The sequence below is a fragment of the Nonomuraea sp. 3N208 genome (assembly GCF_052245935.1).
Classification (GTDB): domain Bacteria; phylum Actinomycetota; class Actinomycetes; order Streptosporangiales; family Streptosporangiaceae; genus Nonomuraea.
On sequence record NZ_JBQQBR010000038.1, the window covers coordinates 1 to 21,705 of the forward strand.

At 69.1% G+C, this 21,705-nt stretch carries 23 protein-coding genes and 1 tRNA gene; 12 read left to right on the forward strand and 12 right to left on the reverse strand.

The genetic code is table 11. The features are described from left to right. Positions 1-161: 161 nt before the first annotated feature. Positions 162-235: transfer RNA gene (locus ACTWPT_RS43310), tRNA-Pro, on the reverse strand. Positions 236-300: 65 nt separating this feature from the next. Beyond that, on the reverse strand, positions 301-1,164 hold the full coding sequence (locus ACTWPT_RS43315; RefSeq protein WP_443183479.1) for a metallophosphoesterase: 864 nt from the start codon (positions 1,162-1,164) through the stop codon (positions 301-303). 89 nt (positions 1,165-1,253) lie between these two features. On the opposite strand from ACTWPT_RS43315, the gene ACTWPT_RS43320 reads away from it, so the two are divergent. Further along, positions 1,254-1,712 (forward strand): GatB/YqeY domain-containing protein, encoded by a 459-nt coding sequence (locus tag ACTWPT_RS43320; protein ID WP_443183368.1) that lies wholly within the window; start codon positions 1,254-1,256, stop codon positions 1,710-1,712. A gap of 432 nt (positions 1,713-2,144) precedes the next feature. Here ACTWPT_RS43320 and ACTWPT_RS43325 read toward each other — a convergent pair whose 3' ends face one another. Continuing rightward, the gene (locus ACTWPT_RS43325) at positions 2,145-4,412 is read right to left on the reverse strand and encodes a transglycosylase domain-containing protein (protein WP_443183369.1); all 2,268 of its coding nucleotides are present in this window, start codon (positions 4,410-4,412) and stop codon (positions 2,145-2,147) included. A 242-nt stretch (positions 4,413-4,654) separates the two neighbouring features. Between ACTWPT_RS43325 and ACTWPT_RS43330 the strand changes: the two genes are divergently transcribed. Continuing rightward, entirely contained in the window at positions 4,655-4,951 is a 297-nt protein-coding gene (locus tag ACTWPT_RS43330) for a WhiB family transcriptional regulator (protein WP_020542548.1), read from the forward strand. A gap of 61 nt (positions 4,952-5,012) precedes the next feature. Here ACTWPT_RS43330 and ACTWPT_RS43335 read toward each other — a convergent pair whose 3' ends face one another. Continuing rightward, positions 5,013-6,140 carry an ArsA family ATPase gene (locus tag ACTWPT_RS43335; protein WP_443183370.1) on the reverse strand — a complete coding sequence of 376 codons (1,128 nt, stop codon included), beginning with the start codon at positions 6,138-6,140 and terminating at the stop codon, positions 5,013-5,015. Continuing rightward, positions 6,137-7,138, reverse strand: coding sequence for an ArsA-related P-loop ATPase (locus ACTWPT_RS43340; RefSeq protein WP_443183371.1), 1,002 nt, complete (start codon positions 7,136-7,138; stop codon positions 6,137-6,139). Before ACTWPT_RS43340 ends, ACTWPT_RS43335 begins: the two co-directional genes overlap by 4 nt. 77 nt (positions 7,139-7,215) lie before the next feature. Here ACTWPT_RS43340 and ACTWPT_RS43345 point away from each other — a divergent pair, with 77 nt between their 5' ends. The 4 genes from ACTWPT_RS43345 to ACTWPT_RS43360 are packed head-to-tail and all read left to right on the forward strand — an operon-like array spanning position 7,216 to position 9,465. Beyond that, positions 7,216-7,371: a hypothetical protein gene (locus ACTWPT_RS43345; RefSeq protein ID WP_090945153.1), complete on the forward strand. Its 156-nt coding sequence runs from the start codon at positions 7,216-7,218 to the stop codon at positions 7,369-7,371. Continuing rightward, positions 7,368-7,826 (forward strand): RidA family protein, encoded by a 459-nt coding sequence (locus ACTWPT_RS43350; protein WP_443183372.1) that lies wholly within the window; start codon positions 7,368-7,370, stop codon positions 7,824-7,826. Before ACTWPT_RS43345 ends, ACTWPT_RS43350 begins: the two co-directional genes overlap by 4 nt. A 47-nt stretch (positions 7,827-7,873) precedes the next feature. After that, positions 7,874-8,677, forward strand: coding sequence for an NUDIX hydrolase (locus tag ACTWPT_RS43355; protein ID WP_443183373.1), 804 nt, complete (start codon positions 7,874-7,876; stop codon positions 8,675-8,677). After that, positions 8,674-9,465 carry an MBL fold metallo-hydrolase gene (locus ACTWPT_RS43360; protein WP_443183374.1) on the forward strand — a complete coding sequence of 264 codons (792 nt, stop codon included), beginning with the start codon at positions 8,674-8,676 and terminating at the stop codon, positions 9,463-9,465. The genes ACTWPT_RS43355 and ACTWPT_RS43360 overlap by 4 nt, the downstream gene beginning before the upstream one ends. Here the strand turns inward: ACTWPT_RS43360 and ACTWPT_RS43365 are convergent. Then, positions 9,447-10,127: a Crp/Fnr family transcriptional regulator gene (locus ACTWPT_RS43365; protein WP_138709006.1), complete on the reverse strand. Its 681-nt coding sequence runs from the start codon at positions 10,125-10,127 to the stop codon at positions 9,447-9,449. The genes ACTWPT_RS43360 and ACTWPT_RS43365 overlap by 19 nt on opposite strands. Before the next feature lie 127 nt (positions 10,128-10,254). Next, entirely contained in the window at positions 10,255-10,692 is a 438-nt protein-coding gene (locus tag ACTWPT_RS43370) for a hypothetical protein (protein ID WP_443183375.1), read from the reverse strand. Positions 10,693-10,770: 78 nt separating this feature from the next. On the opposite strand from ACTWPT_RS43370, the gene nth reads away from it, so the two are divergent. Then, positions 10,771-11,493, forward strand: a complete 723-nt coding sequence (gene nth, locus ACTWPT_RS43375; RefSeq protein WP_443183376.1) for an endonuclease III — start codon at positions 10,771-10,773, stop codon at positions 11,491-11,493. Between the two features lie 130 nt (positions 11,494-11,623). Next, a complete protein-coding gene (locus ACTWPT_RS43380) occupies positions 11,624-12,265 on the forward strand; it encodes an NUDIX hydrolase (RefSeq protein WP_443183377.1) in 642 nt (213 codons plus the stop codon). Here the strand turns inward: ACTWPT_RS43380 and ACTWPT_RS43385 are convergent. Beyond that, positions 12,254-12,766, reverse strand: coding sequence for a HEAT repeat domain-containing protein (locus ACTWPT_RS43385; protein ID WP_443183378.1), 513 nt, complete (start codon positions 12,764-12,766; stop codon positions 12,254-12,256). The two genes, ACTWPT_RS43380 and ACTWPT_RS43385, sit on opposite strands and share 12 nt — an antisense overlap. Before the next feature lie 80 nt (positions 12,767-12,846). On the opposite strand from ACTWPT_RS43385, the gene ACTWPT_RS43390 reads away from it, so the two are divergent. From ACTWPT_RS43390 to ACTWPT_RS43400, 3 genes are all read left to right on the forward strand, one after another. Continuing rightward, complete coding sequence (locus tag ACTWPT_RS43390; protein ID WP_443183379.1) at positions 12,847-14,037, forward strand: MarP family serine protease; 1,191 nt, start codon at positions 12,847-12,849, stop codon at positions 14,035-14,037. Positions 14,038-14,101: 64 nt separating this feature from the next. After that, entirely contained in the window at positions 14,102-15,085 is a 984-nt protein-coding gene (locus ACTWPT_RS43395; protein WP_443183380.1) for an aldo/keto reductase, read from the forward strand. A gap of 4 nt (positions 15,086-15,089) precedes the next feature. Further along, the gene (locus tag ACTWPT_RS43400) at positions 15,090-15,698 is read left to right on the forward strand and encodes a TetR/AcrR family transcriptional regulator (RefSeq protein ID WP_443183381.1); all 609 of its coding nucleotides are present in this window, start codon (positions 15,090-15,092) and stop codon (positions 15,696-15,698) included. 106 nt (positions 15,699-15,804) lie between these two features. On the opposite strand, the gene ACTWPT_RS43405 is transcribed toward ACTWPT_RS43400, so the two are convergent. From ACTWPT_RS43405 to acs, 4 genes are all read right to left on the reverse strand, one after another. Further along, positions 15,805-16,248, reverse strand: a complete 444-nt coding sequence (locus tag ACTWPT_RS43405; RefSeq protein ID WP_443183382.1) for a DUF309 domain-containing protein — start codon at positions 16,246-16,248, stop codon at positions 15,805-15,807. Further along, positions 16,245-17,165 carry an alpha/beta fold hydrolase gene (locus ACTWPT_RS43410; RefSeq protein ID WP_443183383.1) on the reverse strand — a complete coding sequence of 307 codons (921 nt, stop codon included), beginning with the start codon at positions 17,163-17,165 and terminating at the stop codon, positions 16,245-16,247. The genes ACTWPT_RS43405 and ACTWPT_RS43410 overlap by 4 nt, the downstream gene beginning before the upstream one ends. Further along, on the reverse strand, positions 17,155-17,592 hold the full coding sequence (locus tag ACTWPT_RS43415) for a phage holin family protein (protein ID WP_443183384.1): 438 nt from the start codon (positions 17,590-17,592) through the stop codon (positions 17,155-17,157). The genes ACTWPT_RS43410 and ACTWPT_RS43415 overlap by 11 nt, the downstream gene beginning before the upstream one ends. Positions 17,593-17,853: 261 nt before the next feature. Beyond that, positions 17,854-19,827, reverse strand: a complete 1,974-nt coding sequence (gene acs / locus ACTWPT_RS43420) for an acetate--CoA ligase (protein WP_443183385.1) — start codon at positions 19,825-19,827, stop codon at positions 17,854-17,856. A 415-nt stretch (positions 19,828-20,242) separates the two neighbouring features. Here acs and ACTWPT_RS43425 point away from each other — a divergent pair, with 415 nt between their 5' ends. Next, a complete protein-coding gene (locus tag ACTWPT_RS43425; protein WP_443183386.1) occupies positions 20,243-21,022 on the forward strand; it encodes an oxidoreductase in 780 nt (259 codons plus the stop codon). The last annotated feature ends 683 nt before the right edge of the window (positions 21,023-21,705 follow it).

The following is a 21,705-nucleotide window of genomic DNA, read 5'->3' on the forward strand; positions in this document are numbered from 1 at the left end:
TGATCACCAAGGGCGCCCACACCATGAACACAATCTTCGGCGACAAGCCGACGGGTTGAGTCCGAGTGAGATGGCTCCCCGATTGGCTCCTATCGACTTTCAGAAACGGAAAAGGGCCCGACCCGCTCAGTGGATCAAGCCCTCTACCTGGTTAAACGGCGTCGGGGTGGCGGGATTTGAACCCACGACCTCTTCGTCCCGAACGAAGCGCGCTGCCAAGCTGCGCTACACCCCGGCGCACGCCGGTCTTGCGCGTGCTTGGAAAAGTCTAGCGGACTCTCAAGGTGCTTGTGACCGCCTTTATCTCCGGGGCACGAGGGTGAGGAGGGAGGCCTCGGGGAAGCAGGCGAAGCGGGCAGGCGCGTACGGCGAGGTGCCGAGGCCGGCGGACACGTGGAGCCAGGCGCTGTCGTGGCGGCTCAGGCCCTTCACCCTGGCGCGGTCGATGCCGCAATTCGTTACCAGGGCGCCGTAGAACGGGATGCAGAGCTGGCCGCCGTGGGTGTGGCCGGCCAGCAGGAACTGGTAGCCGTCGGCGGCGAAGAGACTCATGTTGCGGGGCTCCGGCGAGTGCATGACGCCCAGGCGGAGGTCGGCATCCGCCGGGGCGGGGCCGGCCACCAGGTCGTAGCGGTCGCGGGAGATGTGGGAGTCGTGGATGCCGGCCACTGCCACGTCCAGGTCGGCCACCTTGATACGGGCCGTGGTGTTGTTCATGTCCAGCCAGCCCTCGGCTGCCATGCCTGCGCCCAGCTCTTCCCAGGGCAGGTTGGGTACGTGTTGGCGGCGTTCGTTCCTGGAGGTGCGCCACAGGTAGCGGGCCGGGTTCTTCGGCTGCGGGGCGTAGAGGTCGTTGGAGCCGTAGACGAACAGTCCCGGGCGGGACAGCAGGGGCTCCAGGGCATGCAGGAGCGAGGGCACGGCTTCCGGGTGTGCGATCGAGTCGCCGGTGTTGACGACCAGGTCCGGCTTGAGCGCGCCCAGCGAGCGGACCCAGTTGATGAGCATCGTGCGGCGCGGCGTCAGATGCAGGTCCGACAGGTGGAGGATGCGCACCGGACGCTGGCCGCGCTCAAGCACGGGCACGTCGAAGCGGCGCAGCCGGAACCAGTTGCGCTCCACAACAGAGGCGTAACCCAGCCCGGCCAGGCCGAGACCGAGCATGGACAGAGGTACTGCGACGGCTTTCCTCACCTACTCATGATGCCCGACATCCGGCGCGAGGTGTCCGCGCAGGCGGCAAGATGGACCGCATGAGCGCATTGAAAGACAAGCTGAAGGCCGATCTGACGGCCTCGATGAAGAGCCGGGACGAGGTACGTCTCCGGACGATTCGCATGGCACTGGCCGCGGTGAACGTCGAGGAGGTCGCCGGCAAGGAGGCCAGGCAGCTGACCGATGACGAGATCATCAAGGTGCTGACCAAGGAGGCCAAGAAGCGGCGCGAGGCGGCGGAGGCGTTCAGCAACGCCGGGCGCGCCGAGCAGGCCCAGGCGGAGCTGGACGAGCAGGCGGTGCTGGAGGAGTACCTGCCGGCGCAGCTGTCCGATGAGGAACTGGTCGAGCTCGTCGACGCCGCCATCGCCGAGGTCGGCGCCTCCGGGCCGCAGGCCATGGGGCAGGTCATGAAGGTCGTCAATCCGAAGGTGGCAGGGAGGGCCGAGGGGGGCCGGGTGGCCGCCATCGTCCGGGCCCGCTTGGCCGCCGGCTGACGGCCGTCACTTGACCGGCCGTCACTTGACCGGCCGTCACTTGACCGGCCGTCACTTGACCGGCCGTCACTTGACCGGCCGTCACTTGACCGGCCGTCACTTGACCGGCCGTCACTTGACCGGCCGTCACTCGATCGGTCGCCACTTGATCGGTTGCCGACTGGCGGCTGACCGCTGGCGGCCGCCACCTGGCGGCTGACCGCTGGCGGCTGACGAATGATGGCTGGTGGCTGGGCGGACCTGGCATCGCCACCGCCACCGCCGCCACTACCACCGCTGGTGCTGCGGCGGCGATGAGGCCCGGGGAAGCGGCGGCGGTGATCGGCCGACAGTGTCGGAGATCCAAGGATGGGCAGCCGACAGTGTCAGAAGCCCATGGATGGGCTTGCAGGCCGTGGCGAGTCTCGCGCAGGCCCGCGTTCGGTGACCGGCTCAGTCGCCCGGGACGATGGTGGGGCCTGCGTCGCCGCCGCGGCCGCGCCCGTCGTCGCCGTTGCCCGGCCCGTCCCCGTCCGGCGGCCCGTCGCCGTTGCCCGGCGGGTCGAAGATGTCGAACGGGTCGCCGTCCCTGGGCCCCTCCTCGTCCTCCTTCTCCTTCTTGGGCTTGGGCGCGCAGTTGTCCGTGCACCCGCCGAAGCGCGACCGGTCCACCGGCGTGAAGTCGACCGCCTCGATGCCCTTCAAGGCGTCGATCATGGATTCCTTCCAGATCCGCCCCGAGATGGACGCGCCGTACACGTACGAGTAGTAGCGTCCGCCGATCGTGATGCTGGTCAGCTTGTGGCCGGAGGCGCCGCGAGGGTCGCCCAAGCTGACCGCCGAGGCCAGGTTCGGCGTGTAGCCGGCGAACCAGGCCGACATGTAGTTGTCAGTGGTGCCGGTCTTGCCGGCCGCGTCCCGGCTGATGCCGCCGACCTCACGCATCGTGCCCTTGGTGAACACGCCGGACAGGATGCCGTTGACCGCGTCCGCGACTTCTTCCTCCAGGACCTGCGAGCACTTGGGCTTGTACTGCTTGGCCTTGCCGTTCCTGTCCTTGATCTCGGTGATGGCCAGCGGCTTGCAGTATTGCCCGCGCGAGGCGAACACGGCGTACGAGCTGGCGATCGTGACCGGGTCCACCTCGTTGACCCCCAGCGTGAACGTCTCCACCTCGGACAGCTTCTGTCCGTCGGCCCGCTTGACCCCGAGCTTCTTGGCCATCTTGACCACGCTGCAGAGCCCGACCTTCTCCTGGAGCTTGATGAAGAACGTGTTCACCGAGCCCCAGGTGCCGCTCTCCAGGGTCTTGAAGCCGCCGCCGCCCTCGCTGGAGTTGCGCACGGTGTGCGACGGGTCGCCGACGTTCTGGCCCTTGCAGTTCTTGAACGTGCTGTAGCCGCCTGCCCGGTAGCCGGCGGGGGCGGGGAAGCCGTCGCCGTACTTCAGGCCCTCCTCGAGCGCTGTGGCCAGCGTGTAGACCTTCGCGGTCGAGCCCTGCTGGAAGCCGGTGCCGCCACCGTGTGCCGCGTCGGCCACGATGTTGTAGCTCATCTCGTTCTTCTTCTTGCTCCCGCCGAACGTCCGCGAGGCGGCCATCGCCTTGATCTCGCCGGTGCCGGGGACGACCATGGCCTGCGAGGCCACGGGCTTGTCCTTGCGGGAGACGAACTCCTTGATGGCCTTGTCCGCGGCCGCCTGCATCTTGGGGTCGATCGTGGTCTTGATCGTCAGACCGCCCCGCTGGAGCAGCTTCCTGCGCTCGTCCGGGTTCTTGCCGAACTCCTCGTTGTTGAGGATCTCGTACTGGACGTAGAGGCAGAAGTACGGAAATTTGCTGGCCTCGCAGCCTCCGGGGAACTCGATGTCCTTGTACCCGAGCTTCTTCCCCCTGGCCTCGGCGGCCTCCTGCGGCGTGACCATCTGGAGCTCGAGCATCCGGTCGAGCACGGTGTTGCGCCGCTGCAGCAGCCGCTCCCGGGACTCGGGGCCGACGTTGGGGTCGGTCCTGGCGGGGTTCTGCACGGCGCCGGCCAACGTGGCGGCCTCGACGAGGGTGAGCTCGGAGGCTGGCTTGTTGAAGAAGCGCTTGGCCGCGGCCTGGATGCCGTGCGCACCGGCGCCGAAGTAGGCGATGTTCAGATACTTCTCGAGGATCTGGTCCTTGGAGTATTTCTTCTCGATTGCCATCGCGTAGCGCAGCTCGGCCAGCTTGCGGGAGACCGTCGGGGCGATGGCCGCCGCCTGCTCCTCCGGCGTCTCGGCCTTGTTGACCAGAACCTGCTTGACGTACTGCTGGGTGATCGACGAGCCGCCCTGCGTCACGCCGCCGGTGGTCAGATTCTTGACGAGCGCTCTGGCCGTTCCTTCCACATCGATCGGCCCGTGCTGGTAGAAACGGAAGTCCTCGATTGCGATCAGTGCGGTCCGCATGATCGGGGCGACCTGGTCGAGGCGTACGGACTGGCGGTTCTCGTAGTAGAAGCGCCCGATCTCCTTGCCGTTGGCATCTTGGAGGATCGTGCGCTCGGGAAGAGGGGGTTCGTCGAGCTCTTCGGGTTTGAGGTCGAGGGCCTCGACTGCGCTCTTCGCCGACACTCCCGCGCCACCGACCGCGGGCAAGGCCACGGCGGCCGCGAGCACCCCAGCGGCCGTTCCCGCGATGATCAGACGCAGGAGGGCCAGGATGGGGTTGGAGCGATCTTTGCGCTGCGCTTGCACGCCTCCAAGAGTACGTGGAAAGCCTGACGTTTTCGGTATCCGGACCCCATTTCGCCTTGACTGGAGGGGGTGACTAGTCATTCCCGGTCAAGATGGCCGCGAGAATTTGGTCCTCTGGGGTCTGTCGGCCCGAACGTCTCGTTGCGTACGTTCTCCTCTGCGGCAACTGAATACGGAGGCTCGGCGCCCGCGCCCGTCGGCCCCAAATGACGACTGACCACCTAAGGGGAGTGGGGTCGAAAATGTGGATCACGGATTGGACCTCCCGTGCCGCCTGTAAAGGTGCGGATCCGGATGCCCTGTTCGTGCAGGGCGCCGCGCAGAACAGAGCGAAGCTCATCTGCCGGGGTTGCCCGGTTCGTACCGAATGCCTCGCCGATGCGCTGGACAACCGCATCGAGTTCGGGGTGTGGGGCGGTATGACCGAGCGGGAACGTCGTGCGCTGCTGCGACGGCGGCCCGACGTGGACTCGTGGCGAGAGCTGCTCGAGTCGGCGAAGGAAGAGTACGAGCGAACCAATGAGCTGATCGCGGGCTGACCCAAGCCCGGCGAGCCGTGTACGGCCGGCCCCGTCCGCCGGCCGTACTTTTATGAGACATCTACGTGCTCGCCAGCAGCTCCCCGATCTGCCGCAACCCGGCCAGATCATGAACGTCCTCGGACATGGCGCGGACCTGCGTCACGGGCACCGTGGGGTGGGCCGAGACGAAGTGTTCCCGCTCGCGGCTCTCGCGGGCGGTGAGTTGCATCCGACCGGCGTGCAGCCGCAGCACGGCGGCGGTCAGCTCATGTTCGCCACGGGACTCCAGGTCCTCGGCCGCGGCGGCGCTACGGGCCGCAGAGAGCGCGACGCCAGGGGACATGTGCACGCGGTTGACCACAAGGCCGGCCAGCGGCATACGTTCCTCGGCGAGCCGTTCGACGAAGTAGGACGCCTCGCGCATCGCGTCACGTTCCGGGGCGGCCACCACGAGGAAGGCCGTGCCAGGGGCCTGCAGCAGCCGGTACGTCATGTCCGCACGCTGCCTGAACCCGCCGAACACGGCGTCGAGCGCGGACACGAACGTCTGCAGATCCTTGATCACCTGCGCGCCGAGCAGTTTGGTCATGGCCCCGGCCATCAGCCCGAACCCGGCGTTGAGCAGCCGGAACGCGCTGCGCCCCCCGACCTTGGCCGGTGCGGTCAGCAGCCGGATGAACCGGCCGTCAAGGAAGCGCCCGAGCCGCTCGGGAGCGTCGAGGAAGTCGAGCGCCGAGCGTGACGGCGGCGTGTCCACCACGATCAGGTCCCACTCGTCGGAGCGGCGCAGCTGGCCCAGCTTCTCCATGGCCATGTACTCCTGCGTGCCGGAGAAGCTGGAGGACAGTGACTGGTAGAAGGGGTTCGACAGGATCTGGCGGGCCCGCTCGGGATCGGCGTGCGCCTCGATGATCTCGTCGAACGTGCGCTTCATGTCGAGCATCATGGCGTACAGCTGGCCGTCGCCGTCCGGTGAGCTGATCAGCCGTGGGGTGTTGTCCAGCTCGGTGAGCCCCATCGACTGTGCCAGCCGCCGCGCCGGGTCCACGGTCAGCACGACGGCGCACCTGCCGCGCTCGGCCGCGCGCAGCCCCAGCGCCGCCGCGGTCGTGGTCTTGCCCACGCCGCCGGCGCCGCAGCAGACGATGATCCTGGTGCCGGGGTCGTCGAGTATCGCGTCGATGTCCAGCCTGGTGGGCTTCTTCACGCTGCTCCCTGGGTGCGGATGCTCTCTGCCAGCTCGTACAGTCCTGCCAGGTCCACGCCGTCGGCCAGCAGCGGCAGCTCGTACCTCTTCAGCCCCGCCTCGGTCAGCGACTCGCGTTCTGCCTGCTCCAGCTCGGTGCGGCGGGCGTGCTCGGCCACCTCTTCTGCGAGCGACTCGGCCAGCGCCGTGGCCTCCGCGCCGTCGGCCAGCCCTACCGCCTTGAGCCCGAGAACCAGCTCCCCGACGTCGAAACGGCCCTTGACAGCCGTGTCAAGGGCAGTCTGAGGGAGCAGTGATTCGCGCACCATGTTGACGAAGATCCCGCCGGTGGGCAGCCCTGCAGAACGCAGTTCCGCGATGCCGTCGAGTGTCTCCTGGACCGGCATCTCCTCCAGGAGGGTCACGAAGTGCACCGCCGTCTCAGGAGATTTCACGACTCCGCTGACGAGGTCCGAGTGGTTCTTGATCGGCCCCACCTTGGCCAGCCCGGCGACCTCCCTGGTGACGTTCAGGAAGCGCGCGATGCGGCCGGTGGGCGGCGCGTCCAGCACGACGGCGTCGTAGACCCTGCGACCGTTCCTGGCGCGCCTGCGTACCGCCTCGGTGGTCTTGCCGGTAACCAGCACGTCGCGGAAGCCCGGCGCCACGGTGGTGGCGAAGTCGACGATGCCCATCTTGGTCAGCGCCCGGCCGGCCCGGCGCATCCCGTAGAACATCTCCATGTACTCGAGCATGGCTTCTTCGGGGTCGATCGCCAGCGCGTACACGTCCCCACCCGACGGCGCGACGGCGATCCTGCGCTCCTCGTACGGCAGCGGCGGCAGATCGAAGATCTGCGCGATGCCCTGCCGGCCCTCCACCTCGACCAGGAGCACCTTACGGCCGCCCGCGGCCAGTGCGAGGGCGAGGGCCGCGGCAACGGTCGTCTTGCCCGTGCCGCCCTTGCCGGTGACGACATGGAGCCGTACGCCGGCCCAGTCCGAGTCCGGAGAGTCCACGTTTCGAGGCTACCGAACGGTCACTTGTCGAATGCCGGTGACCACCCTTTGAGATTGCTCACACTAATGTGACCGTCATGAAGAAATGGGAGTACCTCACAGCCCCCGTGCTGATCCACAACACGAAGATGATTCTCGACAACTTCGGATCGGACGGCTGGGAGCTGGTCCAGATCCTGCAGGGCGCCACGCCCGAGCAGCTGGTCGCCTACTTCAAGCGGGAGAAGCAGTGACGCCCGAGGAGCGCCTGGAGGCGCTCGGCCTGACGCTGCCCGAGGTGCCCAAGCCGGTGGCGGCCTACGTGCCGGCCGTGCGCACGGGAAACCTCGTCTACACCTCCGGCCAGGTGCCGCTGGTCGACGGCAAGCCTGCCAGGACCGGCAAACTGGGTGCGGAGCTGACCACCGAGGAAGGCGCCGAGATGGCCCGCATCTGCGGGCTCAACGTCCTGGCCGCGCTCAAGTCGGAGCTCGGTGACCTGGGGCTCGTCGCGCGGATCGTCAAGGTGGTCGTGTTCGTGGCCAGCGACCCGGCCTTCACCGAGCAGCCGAAGGTCGGCAACGGCGTGAGCGAGCTGTTCGCCGAGGTGTTCGGGGAGGCGGGCAAGCACGCGCGCAGCGCGGTGGGCGTGGCGGCGCTCCCGCTCGACGTGCCCGTAGAGGTGGAGGTAATCGCCGAAGTCGCCTGAGCGGGGATATGTCACCATGACCGAGTGATGTTCTAGAAGGAGGTCATGTGACCGGATTTCCGCTTCCAGCCGAGCTCGCCGCGCGGGCCAGGGATCTTCTCGCAGGACGGGTGGAGCCGGTGCCCACCCGGGACGCCGCCACGGTGGTGATCTTGCGCGGCGGGCCCGAGGTTTACCTTCTGCGACGAAAGTCCACGATGGCCTTCGCGGCGGGTGCGTACGTCTTCCCCGGCGGGTCGGTGGACGTCCGCGACACCGACCAGGCCGTGGCCTGGGCCGGGCCGTCGCCCGCGGAGTGGGGTGCGGTGTTCCACGCGAGCGAGCAGGTCGCACGCGGCCTGGTGTGCGCGGCCGTACGCGAGACGTTCGAGGAGTCCGGCGTGTTGCTGGCCGGTCCGGGACCCGGCTCCGTGGTGGCGGACACGACGGGGGACGACTGGGAGGCCGACCGGCTGGCGCTGATCGACCGGAGCCTCGCCTTCGCCGACTTCCTGGCCAGGCGTGGCCTGGTGCTCCGGTCCGACCTGCTCAAGCCGTGGGCGCACTGGATCACGCCGGAGATCGAGCAGCGGCGCTTCGACACGCGGTTCTTCGTCGCCGTGTTGCCCGAGGGCCAGCGCACCCGTGACGTAGGCGGCGAGGCCGACCAGGTCGCGTGGCGGCGCCCGGCCGAGGCGATCGAGTTGGCGCACCGGAGGGAGATCTTTCTGATGCCGCCGACGTATCACACGCTGACCGAGTTGTCGGCGTACGACAGCGTGGCCGAGATCCTGGCCGCGCACCGGGAGATCGTGACCATCATGCCGAGGGCCGTGGAGGTCGAGGGCGAGATGCGGCTGGTGACCATATGAGCGGACTGCACATCCCGATCGACACGCCCGACGGCTCCCGTACGGAGCACGCCGAGAACCTGCTCGCTCCCAACCCGTCGATCATGACGCTCGACGGCACCAACACGTGGGTGATCGGCGCCGCCGAGGAGGTGATCGTCGTCGACCCGGGGCCTGACGACGATCGGCACCTGCGGCGCGTACACGACCACCTGGCCGGCCGCCGCGTCACCCAGATCCTGCTGACCCACGGTCACTTCGACCACAGCGGCGGCGCCAAGTCCTTCGCTGCGATGACGCACGCCCCCGTACGCGCCCTGGACCCACGCCACCGGCTCGGCGACGAAGGGCTCGCCGACGGCGACGTCGTGACCGTGGCCGGCCTGGAGATCCACGTGTACGGCACCCCGGGCCACTCGTTCGACTCGCTGTGCTTCTGGCTGCCTGCCGACGCGGCGATGCTGACCGGCGACACGGTGCTCGGCAGGGGCACCACGATCGTCGCTCAGGACGGCGGCCTGGCCGACTACCTGCGCAGCCTCGACCGGCTCAGGGCGGCGGCGGAGAGCCTGGAGGCGCGCGCGCTGCTACCCGGCCACGGCCCAGTCCTGCCGGACCCGATCGGGGCGCTGGACGGCTATATCGCGCACCGGCGTCAGCGGCTCGACCAGATCAGGGCGGCGCAGGCGCAGGGCGCGCGCACGCCGCGCGAGATCGTCCGCATCGTCTACGCCGACGTCGACAGGTCACTCTGGGCGGCCGCCGAGATGTCAGTGAAAGCCCAGCTGGACTATCTGGAGCGGTTGTAGAGCCGGTCCATGTCGAGGATGACCACGGCCTTGGCCTCGATCCGCAGCCAGCCGCGCTGGGCGAAGTCGGCCAGCGCCTTGTTGACCGTTTCCCGCGAGGCGCCGACGAGCTGGGCCAGCTCCTCCTGCGTGAGGTCGTGGTGCACTCGCAAGCCGTCCTCGGTCTTGGTGCCGAACCGCTCGGCCAGGTCGAGCAGCTGCTTGGCCACGCGTCCTGGCACGTCGGTGAAGACCAGGTCGGCCAGCACGTCGTTGGTGCGGCGCAGCCGCTGCGCGAGCGCGCGCAGCAGATGCAGCGCCACCTCGGGACGGCCGGTCAGCCACGGGCGCAGGTCGTCATGGCCGAGGCCCGCCAGTCGCACCTCGGTCAGCGCCGTCGCCGTGGCCGTGCGCGGCCGCGGGTCGAACAGCGACAGCTCGCCGAACATCTCGCTCGGCCCCAGCACGCTCAGCAGGTTTTCCCTGCCGTCAGGTGAAGTGCGGGAAAGCTTGATCTTGCCTTCGAGCACGACATAGAGCCGGTCGCCGGTCTCGTTCTCGTGGAAGAGCGTCTGTCCCTTGGACAGCTGGACCTCCGTGATGCTTGTCCGCAGCGCCGCGGCGCTCTCGCGGTCCAGCGCGGCGAACAGGGGGGCCTTGCCCAGCACATCTTCGGTGTTCACTCTGCCTCCTCTGCTGCCATTGTGACGCACCCCACTCCAAGCGGCACACACAGGTTATGGGACTGCCGGAGTGTTCTGGTTCGTACCGATGAGTCGCATCCAGAGGAAAACTACCGGAGGCCCTGGTTCAGGAGGCGAGCAGGTCGTCGACAGAGGCCACGGCCGCCGCCACGGAGTGGCCGAGGAGGACGCGCAGCAGGTCCACGGGCCTTGGGCGGGCCGCGGCGTCCGATTGGCGGCACTGCTCGACCGCGATGCGCAGCGCAGGAGGCAGGACCGCGGGATCGCCGTCCTGGCGGCCGGTCGCCGCGAACACCACGAGGTCGGCCCAGGCCTGTACGTCTTCCGCCGCCGAGCAACCCTCTGCGGGCTGCCAGCCGATGAGCACCTGGCCACGCGTGCTAAGTGCCACGCTCTCCTGGCTGAGCCGCAGCCCGGCGGCGCCACGCGCGTGCAGCCTGGCCAGGGCGGCGGCGCAGGCCAGGGCGAGGCGGTGCAGCGCCTGCCCGCGCAACGGTCCCGAGTGCCGAACGAAGTCCGCAAGCGTCGCGCCCTGACCGCTCATGGCCACCGCCTCCCGTGTCGCCAGGTTGTACGCGAAAGCGCGGTCCTGGGTTCAAACCTTTGTGGCTACCCTTGCGGCATGGCGACGAACGCGGCGGGGCGCAAGCCGGAGACCCAGCTGGCACTGGTGCGGCGGGCGCGCAAGATGAACCGCATCCTCGCGGAGACGTACCCGGACGCCCACTGCGAGCTCGACTTCCGCAACCCGCTCGAGCTGCTGGTCGCGACCATCCTCTCCGCACAGTGCACCGACAAGCGGGTCAACATGGTGACCCCCATCCTCTTCGCGAAATATCCGAAGGCCGAGGACTACGCCGCCGCGGACCGGACCGACATGGAGGAGATCATCCGCTCCACCGGGTTCTTCCGCGCGAAGACCAACAGCATCATCGGCATGGCGCAGGCGATCTGCGAGCGGCACGGCGGCGAGGTGCCGGGCAAGCTGAATGACCTGGTCAAGCTGCCCGGTGTGGGCCGCAAGACGGCCAACGTGGTGCTGGGGAACGCGTTCGGCGTGCCGGGACTCACCGTCGACACCCACTTCCAGCGGTTGGTGCGCCGTTTCGGCTGGACCGAGCAGACCGACCCGGTCAAGATCGAGCACGTCGTGGGCGAGCTGCTGCCCCGGCGCGAGTGGACGATCTTCTCGCACCGGGTGATCTGGCACGGCCGCCGCATCTGCCACGCCCGGCGCCCGGCCTGCGGCGTCTGCCCGCTGACCGCGCTCTGCCCCTCGTACGGCACCGGGCCCACTTCGGCCGCCGAGGCCCAGAAGCTCGTCAGATCCGGGCCCTTCTCCTGACCGGCGGGGAACTCACCGGAGCCCCGGCTCCCTGTACGACCTCAAGAGGACCTCTGCCGAAGTGTGGCGGTGTAGGGGTGGGCGGCGAGATGTGGGGAAGTGACCGAAGCCCCGGCGTGTTGGAGGATGCGTGACCCAAGTGCCCGACTGGCTCGACACACTGGCGGCGCAAGCGCAGCAGACCCGAGTCCCCCGATACATGCGGCCACCCGCCGGGCGTGGGCGGGCCGCGGCGGTGCTGATGTTGTTCGGAGAAGGGCCGCACGGCCCCGACGTGCTGCTCATTCAGCGCAGCACACGCGGCCGCAGGCACGCGGGCCAGCCCGCCTTTCCAGGCGGTGGCGTGGACCCCGAGGACGGCGGCCCCATCGAGGCGGCGCTGCGCGAGGCCGAGGAGGAGACCGGGGTCGACCCGCGCGGGGTCGATGTGCTGTGCATGCTGTCGGAGCTCTACCTCAACCACAGCGACAACCGGGTCACGCCGGTGATCGCGTGGTGGCGCGAGCCGTCGGCGGTGCACGCGGCCTCGCCCGACGAGGTCGAGTCCGTGGAGCGGGTGCCGATCGCCGAGCTGGTCGACCCGGACAACCGGATCATGTTGCGGCACCCCAGCGGCATGGCGGGGCCGGCGTTCCGGGTGCGGGGCATGCTGGTGTGGGGGTTCACGGCGATGATCCTCGACTCGGTGCTGCGCGAGGCAGGGCTCGAACGGCCGTGGGATGCCTCGCGGATCGAGGAGCTGCCCCCGGACGTGGTCAAGCTAGCGCGCTGACCGCAACGCCACGCCCAGGGAGGCCCACCCCGCCACGTCGGCGTCGCTGTCGCCGGCCAGCATGCGCAGCGCGTCCAGGCCCGCAGGGTTCGGCGGGTCGCCGAGCACGTGTTGCAGCGCATACGCGGCGCCGTACCTGACCCGCGCGTCGTCGTGGCCGGCCAGGTCGATCACCGACGGCAGCGAGCGGGGATCCCCCAGGTGACCGAACGCGATCAGCACCGAGTAGAGCACCATGGCGTCGTCCTCGCTGGCGGCGAGGTACCGCAGCACCGGCAGCGTACGGTCCGCGAACGGCCCCAGCATCCCCATGATGTCCACCCCGAGCAGCCGCTCGGACACGCTGTCTGCGGCGCACAGCCGCCGTGCCTCGATGAAGGACTCGAGATCGCCGCGCTGGCGCAGCACGGAGATCACGTGCCAGCGCAGCGGGCCGTCAGGATCGCTGTCCCGTAGAGCTGCCTCGATGAGATCGCGCACTGTTCCCTCGGCCGGCGGCATACCGCTCAAGGTAGCCAGGGGTGACGCCGTCCTGGCCGAAGACGTGCACGCTTGACCGTATCGCTGGCTACCTTTGAAGCGTGCGCGGTGATCTGCTTGACCTCATCTTGATCGGCCTCATGATCGCCTTCGGCATCTCGGGCTATCGCCAGGGCTTCATCATCGGGGTCATGAGCTTCGTGGGGTTCGCCGGCGGGGCCGTGCTGGGCGTGTTCATCGCGCCGCCCATCGCCAAGGCCGTCGTGGACGGCGACACGCCGCAGGCGCTGCTGGCCATCGTGATCGTCTTCCTGTCCGCCACCATCGGTCAGTTCGCGTCCTCGACCATCGGCGCCGTCGTACGCAGCCACGTCACGTGGGAGCCCGCGAAGATGGCCGACGCGGTCGGCGGCACGTTCGCCAGCGCACTGTCCGTGCTGGTCTTCGCCTGGCTGATCGGCTCGCTGATCATCTCCACGGCCTTCACCCCGCTCGTCGACCAGGTCAAGAACTCCGCACTGCTCACCACGGTCGACGACGCGATCCCGCAGGCGGCACGCAACTGGCAGCAGCCGTTCAAGAAGTTCATCGACCGCTCGGAGTTCCCGCCCGTCTTCGACGCCATCGGCGCGGGCACCCTGATCGACGTGCCGCCCCCGGACCAGAGCGTGTTCCAGGGCAACCGGCTCAACCGGGCCCGGCGGGCGATCGTCAAGGTGCAGGGCAACGCCGAGAGCTGCAACAAGCACATCGAGGGCACCGGCTTCGTCTACGCCGCCGGCCGGATCATGACGAACGCGCACGTGGTCGCGGGCGTGACCAGGGACCTGCAGGTCATCGACCACAACAATGTCCGGCACACGGCCACGGTCGTGCGCTACAACCCGCGCCGCGACATCGCCGTGCTCTACGTGCCCGGGCTCGACCTGCCGCAGCTCGCCTTCGACGGCGAGGGGAGCCGGGGCGACGGCGCGATCATCGCGGGCTTCCCGAAGGGCAAGGGCTTCACGGCCGTGCCGGCCAGGATCGGCGGCAGGCTCGACGCCGAAGGGCCCGACATCTACCGGGAGAACACCGTCATCCGCAAGGTGTACGCGATCCGCGGCGAGGTGCTGCCCGGTAACTCGGGCGGCCCCCTGCTCGCGCCGGACGGCCGCGTCTACGGCGTCATCTTCGCCGCGGCGGTCAACGAGAAGGAGACCGGCTACGTGCTGACGGCCGAGGAGGTCGCCCCCGACGCTTCCGCCGGTCGCAACGACACCACGCCGGCCAGCACCCAGGAATGCGACTAGCCGCCTGACGTCCAGGGCGTGAGGGTCTGTCTTCGCGCGTTCCGATGTGATAACTTCTCACAATGTGAAAGCCAATCACATACAGACGCGCAGACTTGGCAAGACGGACATCGAGATCACCCCCATCGGCCTGGGCTGCATGCAGTTCGCCGGCACACGGAACGTCACGCGCTGGATCGTCAGGCCGATCGACCAGACGACCGCCACGTCGGTGGTGCGGGCAGCGCTCGACGGCGGCGTCAACTGGTTCGACACGGCGGAGATGTACGGTGCGGGCCACTCCGAGGAGATGCTGGCCGCCGCGCTCAAGGAGTGCGGCATCGCCCCCGGCGCGGTCGCCGTCGCGACCAAGTGGGCGCCGCTCGGGCGCACCGCGACCAGCATTCTCCGCACCATCGGCGACCGGCTGACGCACCTCGGCGGCTTCCCGATCGACCTGCACCAGATCCACATGCCGACAGGCAGCCTGTCGAGCATCCCCGCCCAGCTCAAGGCCATGGCCAAGCTGCTCAAGGCAGGGAAGATCCGCTCGGTCGGGGTGAGCAACTTCTCCGCCCGCCAGCTGGCGCTCGCCCACCAGGTGCTCGCCGGCGAAGGCGTCACGCTGGCCGCGAACCAGGTCAGGATCAACCTGCTGCACAGGAACATCGAGCGTGACGGCGTCCTGGACACCGCACGCAGGCTGGGCGTCACGCTGATCGCGTACTCGCCGCTGGAGGGCGGCATCCTCACTGGCCGATACCACGAGGATCCGGCGCTGGTCAGGTCGGCGCCGGTGATGCGCAGGTTCTTCGGGCGCCGCGAGCTGAGCGCCAAGGGGATCACGCGGACGCGGCCGCTCATCGACGCCATGCGGGAGATCGGGACGTCCTACGGCGTGTCCATCTCGCAGGTGGCACTGAACTGGGTGATCACCCGGTACGGCGACGCCGTGGTGGCCATCCCAGGCGCCTCCAAGCCGCGGCAGGCGGTGGAAGCCGCGGGCGCGATGGCGTTCACCATCAGCGAGGCGGAGATCCGCAGGCTGGATGAGCTGTCGCTAACCTGAGGCTGTGCCCCGAACCACCAAGCGCGACCGCTACCACCACGGCGACCTGCGGGCCGCGCTGATCGACACCGCGATGGAGCTGATCGTCGAGCACGGGGTTCAAGGGTTCTCTCTCGCCGAGGCCAGCAGGCGGCTCGGCGTCGCGGTCAGCGCCCCCTACCGCCACTTCGCCGACCGGGACGAATTGCTGCTCGCGGTCGGGGTGCGCGCGGGCGAGCTGCTGGTCGCGGCCGTCCGCGCGGAGGAGAGCGGCAGCGCGCCCGAGGACCGGCTCGTGGCGGTGGCCAGGGGGTACGTCAGATTCGCCGCCAAACACCGCGCCTTGTTCGAGTCGCTGTTCGGCACGGCGCTCTCGCCGATCGGGGAGCCGGAGCTCGAGCGGGCTTCCCGGCCGGTCAAGGAGGCCTTCCACACGGCGGCGATGACGCTGGCGGACGGCGACCCGGCGGCGGCCGAGGCGCTCGGGGTGGCGGTGGCGGCCACCGCGCACGGGCACGCGGGACTGCTGCACCTGGGGATGTTCGGCAAGGGCGCAGAGGCCGTGGACACGGCGGTGCTCCGTGCGGCCGCCGCCACGCGCGCGCTCATCGAAGGACGCGCGGCGCTGTGTTGATGGCCTCACTTCGTGAGGCGGGCTCGGTCGCCCTATGCCGCCGTCTTCCCCCGCTCTGGTCGCTGCGCTCCCGCCGCTCCTCCAGACGACGGCACTCCCTCCCCGGTTAACCGGGGAGTCTCTCCAGGATCAAGGCGATGGCCTCGGCCGGGTCGCTGTCGTGGCTCAGGTCGGAGGCGGCCTTGCCGACCGCGTCGTACGCGCCCCCGTACGCCTGCGCCTTGGCCGCGCCCCGGCTGAAGAGCGTCACCGCGCCGCTCCCGTTCCCGCGCTGCAGGTGCGTCAGCCCCACGCAGATCTGCGCCAGGCCCTGCCACAGGTCGCGCTCGTCGTCGGGGGCACATTTCCAGCGGCCCTCGAACACCTCGTGCGCGTTGAACGGCATTCCCTCGCTCAGGAACCTGCGGCCGTCGGCCAGGGCTTGCTCGGTCGTGGGAGCGTAGTCGTCGGGAACCCTGGGCACGCCCGGCGAGCCGTAGGGGAGCGGCCTGCCGAACGCGTCGCGCGGCCTGGCCTGGCGCGGCCGGCCCTCGGGGTCGCGGTCTCTCATCGGTCGGGCTCCGGGTCGGCCAGCCAGCCGAGCAGCTCGGTGTTGAACACGTCAGGGATCTCCTCATGGGGGAAGTGGCCGGCTCCTTCGAGCAGCCGCCACCGGTACGGGGCCGCCACGTAGCGGCTCGAGCCCTGGGCCGTACGCGGCAGGACCCGCGGGTCGAGCGCGCCGTGCAGGTGCAACGTGGGGGCCTCGACCTCGGTGCGCATGGCACGGGCGTAGCGGCGGCCGTCGGGACGCAGCTGGGAGCGGCCGAACCAGCGGTGGTACTCCAGCGCGCAGTGCGCCACGGCCGGGATCCTGAACGCCTCGCGGTAGGCGCGCGCGTCCTCGGGCTCAGGCCAGCCGGGCCGCGACCAATCCTCGAGGAACCGGCCCACGAGCGCCCCTTCGCGGCGCCTGAGCCGGTGCTCGGGCAGCAGCGGCAGCTGGAAGCCCAGCGCCTGGACGCTGGCCTTGAGCTGGCCGAACGGGTCGGTCAGCAGCGCATTGCGCAGCCGCAGCGGATGCGGCGCGGACACGACGACCAGCCGCCGCACGCTCTTGGGGTCGCGTACGGCCATCGTCCAGGCCAGCATCCCGCCCCAGTCGTGCCCGACCACGATCGCCCCGGTCTCACCCAGCGCGCGGATCAGGCCGGCTGCGTCGGCGGCCAGCGTGGGCAGGTCGTAGCCACGCGGCGGCTTGTCGCTGCCGCCGTAACCGCGCAGGTCGGCCGCGACCGCCCGGTATCCGGCCCGCGCCAGCGAGGCCAGCTGGTGGCGCCAGGTCCACCAGAACTGCGGGAACCCGTGCAGCAGCAGCACCAGCGGTCCCTCGCCGGCCTCGACGACGTGGAAGCGGGTGCCGCCCGCGTGCACCGCGCGGTGCGTCCACGGCCCCTCGATCTGGACGACCGACTCGTCAGGCGCCATCGCGGGTCACCGGCTCGCGATCAGGGCGTGGGGCGGGGAGGTGCGCCTCGGAAGTCGCGATCTCCTTCAGCCCCTTGATCGACCTGGCGGTGCGCTTCATTCCGGCCAGGCCCTTGAGCCGCCGCACGCCGATGAACACGAGCAGACCCGCGACCACCAGGTAGAACACGGTCACGATGAGGAAGGCGAGCCAGTTGGGCATCCACTGGGCCAGCGCGTAGGCGATGGCGAACGAGGCCAGGATCAGGCACAGATGCGCCATGAACGCGGCCGCGGCGAACAGGCCCCCGGCCGTGCCGACCCGCTTGGCGTCGAACCTGAACTCGGCCTTGGCCAGCTCGATCTCCGAGCGGACCAGGTCCGAGATGTGACTGCTTGCCTGGGCGACCAGGGAGCCCAGGGATTCTTCCTCGGGAGTCTGCGGCATGAACGTCTCCTATCGAGGCCTGGTGGCCGTGTCAATCATCATCTAGCGCATTGCGACGCTCGCGTAGCCGAACGTGCTGCGTATCGCCGCGATGTCCCGGCAGTGGAGCTCCTTCGACTCCCAGATCTACCCGATCGGAGAAGATAACGCCCAGGCGGAATGCGTTCGGTTCCGCCCCCGCCGTCAGCCGGCGGAGGGGGCACCCCACAAGAAGGCGCATGTCCCGAATTTTCGGGACATGCGCCTTCTGAGGCGGAGGTGTCAGTCCTCGGACTTCGCCGAGGGGAGCTTCTCCGAGATCAGGTTCATCACCGTGCTGTCGGCCAGGGTGGTGACGTCACCGACGCTGCGGTTCTCCGCCACGTCGCGCAGGAGGCGGCGCATGATCTTGCCGGAGCGGGTCTTGGGCAGCTCGGGCACCACCAGGATCTGGCGCGGCTTGGCGATCGGGCCGAGCGTCTTGGCCACGTGGTTGCGCAGGTCGGCGGCGATGTCCTCGCTCTCCTCCGCGCTGCCGCGCAGGATCACGAACGACACGATGGCCTGCCCGGTCACCGGGTCGGTCGCGCCCACCACGGCCGCCTCGGCCACCTTCGGGTGGCTGACCAGCGCGCTCTCCACCTCGGTGGTGGAGATGTTGTGGCCGGAGACCAGCATGACGTCGTCCACGCGGCCGAGCAGCCACAGGTCGCCGTCCTCGTCCTTCTTGGCGCCGTCTCCAGGGAAGTACATCCCCTCGAACCTGCTCCAGTAGGTGTCGATGTAACGCTGGTCGTCGCCCCAGATCGTGCGGAGCATCGACGGCCACGGCTCCTTGACCACGAGGAAGCCGCCCCCGCCGTCGGGGACACTGTTGCCCTGGTCGTCGACCACGTCCGCGGTGATGCCGGGGAGCGGGCGCATCGCGGCGCCCGGCTTGCCCGCGGTCACGCCGGGCAGCGGGCTGATCATGATGGCGCCGGTCTCCGTCTGCCACCAGGTGTCCACGACGGGGCAGCGGTTGCCGCCGATGTGCTCGCGGTACCAGACGTACGCCTCGGGGTTGATCGGCTCGCCGACGGAGCCGAGGATACGCAGGCTGGACATGTCGTACTTGGCGGGGATGTCGTCGCCCCACTTCATGAACGTCCGGATCGCTGTGGGAGCCGTGTAGAGGATCGTGATCTTGTACTTCTGCACGATCTCCCAGAACCGGCCGCGGTGCGGGGTGTCCGGGGTGCCCTCGTAGATGACGCTGGTGGCGCCGTTGGCGAGCGGGCCGTACACGATGTAGGAGTGGCCGGTCACCCATCCGATGTCCGCCGTGCACCAGTAGATGTCGGTCTCCGGCTTGAGGTCGAAGACCGCGTGGTGCGTCCAGGCCGTCTGGGTCAGGTAGCCGCCGGTCGTGTGCAGGATGCCCTTGGGCTTACCGGTGGTGCCGCTGGTGTAGAGGATGTACAGCGGGTCCTCGGCGTCATGGGGCTCGGGGGTGTGCTGGTCGCTCTGACGCTCCACCACGTCGTGCCACCACACGTCCTTGCCGTTCGTGGGGACGTCCTGGCCGGTACGCCGTACGACGAGGACGTGCTCCACCTGCGGGCACTCGGCGACGGCCTCGTCCACAGTGGGCTTGAGCGCGCTGGGCTTGCCCCTGCGGTAGCCGCCGTCGGCCGTGATCACCAGCCTGGCGTCGGCGTCGTCGATGCGGCTCTTCAGCGCGCTCGCCGAGAACCCGCCGAACACCACCGAGTGGACCGCGCCGATGCGGGCACAGGCCAGCATCGCGATCGGCAGCTCGGGGATCATCGGCATGTAGATCGCGACCCGGTCGCCCTTGCCGACGCCCAGCTCCTGGAGGGCGTTGGCGGCCTTGCTGACCTCGGTCTTCAGATCGTTGTACGTGAGGGTGCGGGTCTCGCCGTCAGGCTCGCCCTCCCAGTAATAGGCGACCTTGTCGCCGCGGCCCTCCTCGACGTGGCGGTCGACGCAGTTGTAGGCGACGTTGATCTCGCCGCCGATGAACCACTTGGCGAAGGGGGCGTTCCATTCAAGGGTCGTGTCCCACCGTCTGGCCCAGGTCAGCCGCTCAGCCGCACGCTCCCAGAAGGCGAGACGATCCGCGGACGCCTCCTCGTATGCGGTTGCGGTCACGTTCGCGGCCGCCGCCAGGTCAGCCGGAGGTGCGAACCGGCGGTTCTCCTGCAGCAGGTTGGACAGCGCCTGGGTCTCGGTGCCAGGGGTCTCCGGGGCCACCTCGTGCTCCTTCTATGGCCAGATTGGACAGGTCGTGTCCCACTTCACCAGCTCACAGTGTCCATACACAAGAGGTCTAGACAGGTCTGTACCGATGGGCCCGGCTCGGGGCGACGCTTATCAGGTCGCATGACAAACGCTATTGAAATGTTGTCGTCTTGAAATCAGGAGAATATATGACGGAGTCGTTTCGGGTTTATAGGACTCTTGGGGCGGCCGTTGTTTGCGTTGCCCGGTCCTGTCGTCCTTTCCCATGACTTTCCGCCCGGTCCCTACCGGCTGTGAGGTAGGAGTTGTGCGGTATGGCCTGTGTGGTAGACCGGAAGCGCGCTGAGTGAGTGTTGCGGCCCGCCCTTGAGGGGCTTTGCGTGAGCCTTGGGGGAGCAGGTCGTACTCACGGGTAAGGTCGGTTTCCGTGAGTGACCCATTGGCCGTCATCGCGCGGTTCCCCGGCGTTCCGGAGGCGGTGGACGAGGCTCGCCAGGCCGTCGACAGGCTCTACCGCCACCGCGTGCTGCGCCGGGCGAGCCCCGCCGTGTCCGCGGAGTCGTCCTTGCGCGGCGCCCGCGCGTCGGCCGCCGTGGAGGGCGTCGACGTACCCCTCGACGCCCTGCGCAGGGACGAGATCCATGACCCGCTCGTCCAGGGAGCGCTGCGCGCGTCGGCCGAGATGGGTCGCATGGGCCCGACCTGGCGCAAGGCGCCGCGGCAGGTGCTCGCCCGCCTGCACACGGTCGCGGCGGCCGGCCTCGTGCCGCAGGCCGCGCTGGGCCGTCCCCGCACGGAGGACGAGGCCCCTGACCCGCTGGAGCTGGGCCCGGCGCCGGACGCCAAGGTGACCGCGGCCCGCATGGACGGCCTGATGGACCTGCTGGAACGTCCTACGGAGGCCCCCGCGATCGTGCTGGCCGCCGTGGTGCACGCCGAACTGGCCGTGATGCGCCCCTTCGGTTCGGCGGACGGGATGATCGCGCGTTCGGCCGAGCGGCTGACCCTGGTCGAGTACGGGCTGGACCCGAAGTCCCTGGTGGCCGTGGAGGTCGGGCATCTGGAGCTGCCGTACGCGGAGGGGCTGCGGGCCTACCTGAGCGGCACGCCGGAGGGCGTCGGCCAGTGGGTACAACAGTGTGCCTCGGCGGTAAGCCTCGGGGTGCGCGAGACGGCCGCCATCTGCGAAGCCATGCAAAGGGGCTGAGCCAGAGAGGCTGACATAGCTGACGGCGTCTCAGTCAAGAGACGCCGTCTGCCGGTGCATCACGCCGGGTTACCAAGCGTGCACCTGTATTCGTCGGAGCGGGTCAAGCCCGCCACGACACGCCTCCCGCGGCTGGTCGCGCGTGGGTGCCCGGCTGATGCACCCGGACTATTCGTCCGTCACCTCTTTCTACGTCGGATTCGCCCTGATGGGAACCCCTCGGACCAAGACCTTTACCCGGCCGTGGACCGGGGTCCAGGTGGGCACGGGCGCCCGCCGGCGCGCCGGCCTGGTTACCAAGCCGTGATGATCACTCTCTGTGATCGTCTTTATGTGATCGTTATCGGTCGGCGAAAAAACTTGGCGAAAATGCGAGTTTGCTCCTCGACGAAACTCGATCCGATCGGGCAGCATACGGGGGTATCGCCTCGAAACTGGAGCGACCTTGCACGGGATAGGTTTGCCAGTCCCTTGCCAGGCTCTGGTGAAGTGATGAAAGCTTTCTTCTGAAACGGGACCGGCTCTACCCCCCCGGAGCCGGACCGGTCAGGCGACCCCCGCTCTCCCCCCCGGCGGGGGTCGCCCCTTTTCCGGCCTGTGCCCACTCCTAAGGCCGCCCGGACCCGGCGCCCGAGCTCTTCCCTCACCCGGATGCGCCGGGCTTTCCGCCACCCGGATGCGCC

Coding starts and splice junctions, on each gene's coding strand:
- ACTWPT_RS43315 (WP_443183479.1), bottom strand. CDS start 1,164: ATGCTCGGTCTCGGCCTGGCCGGGCTGGGTTACGCCTCTGTTGTGGAG.
- ACTWPT_RS43320 (WP_443183368.1), top strand. CDS start 1,254: ATGAGCGCATTGAAAGACAAGCTGAAGGCCGATCTGACGGCCTCGATG.
- ACTWPT_RS43330 (WP_020542548.1), top strand. CDS start 4,655: ATGTGGATCACGGATTGGACCTCCCGTGCCGCCTGTAAAGGTGCGGAT.
- ACTWPT_RS43345 (WP_090945153.1), top strand. CDS start 7,216: ATGAAGAAATGGGAGTACCTCACAGCCCCCGTGCTGATCCACAACACG.
- ACTWPT_RS43360 (WP_443183374.1), top strand. CDS start 8,674: ATGAGCGGACTGCACATCCCGATCGACACGCCCGACGGCTCCCGTACG.
- ACTWPT_RS43370 (WP_443183375.1), bottom strand. CDS start 10,692: ATGAGCGGTCAGGGCGCGACGCTTGCGGACTTCGTTCGGCACTCGGGA.
- nth (WP_443183376.1), top strand. CDS start 10,771: ATGGCGACGAACGCGGCGGGGCGCAAGCCGGAGACCCAGCTGGCACTG.
- ACTWPT_RS43385 (WP_443183378.1), bottom strand. CDS start 12,766: ATGCCGCCGGCCGAGGGAACAGTGCGCGATCTCATCGAGGCAGCTCTA.
- ACTWPT_RS43405 (WP_443183382.1), bottom strand. CDS start 16,248: ATGAGAGACCGCGACCCCGAGGGCCGGCCGCGCCAGGCCAGGCCGCGC.
- ACTWPT_RS43410 (WP_443183383.1), bottom strand. CDS start 17,165: ATGGCGCCTGACGAGTCGGTCGTCCAGATCGAGGGGCCGTGGACGCAC.
- ACTWPT_RS43415 (WP_443183384.1), bottom strand. CDS start 17,592: ATGCCGCAGACTCCCGAGGAAGAATCCCTGGGCTCCCTGGTCGCCCAG.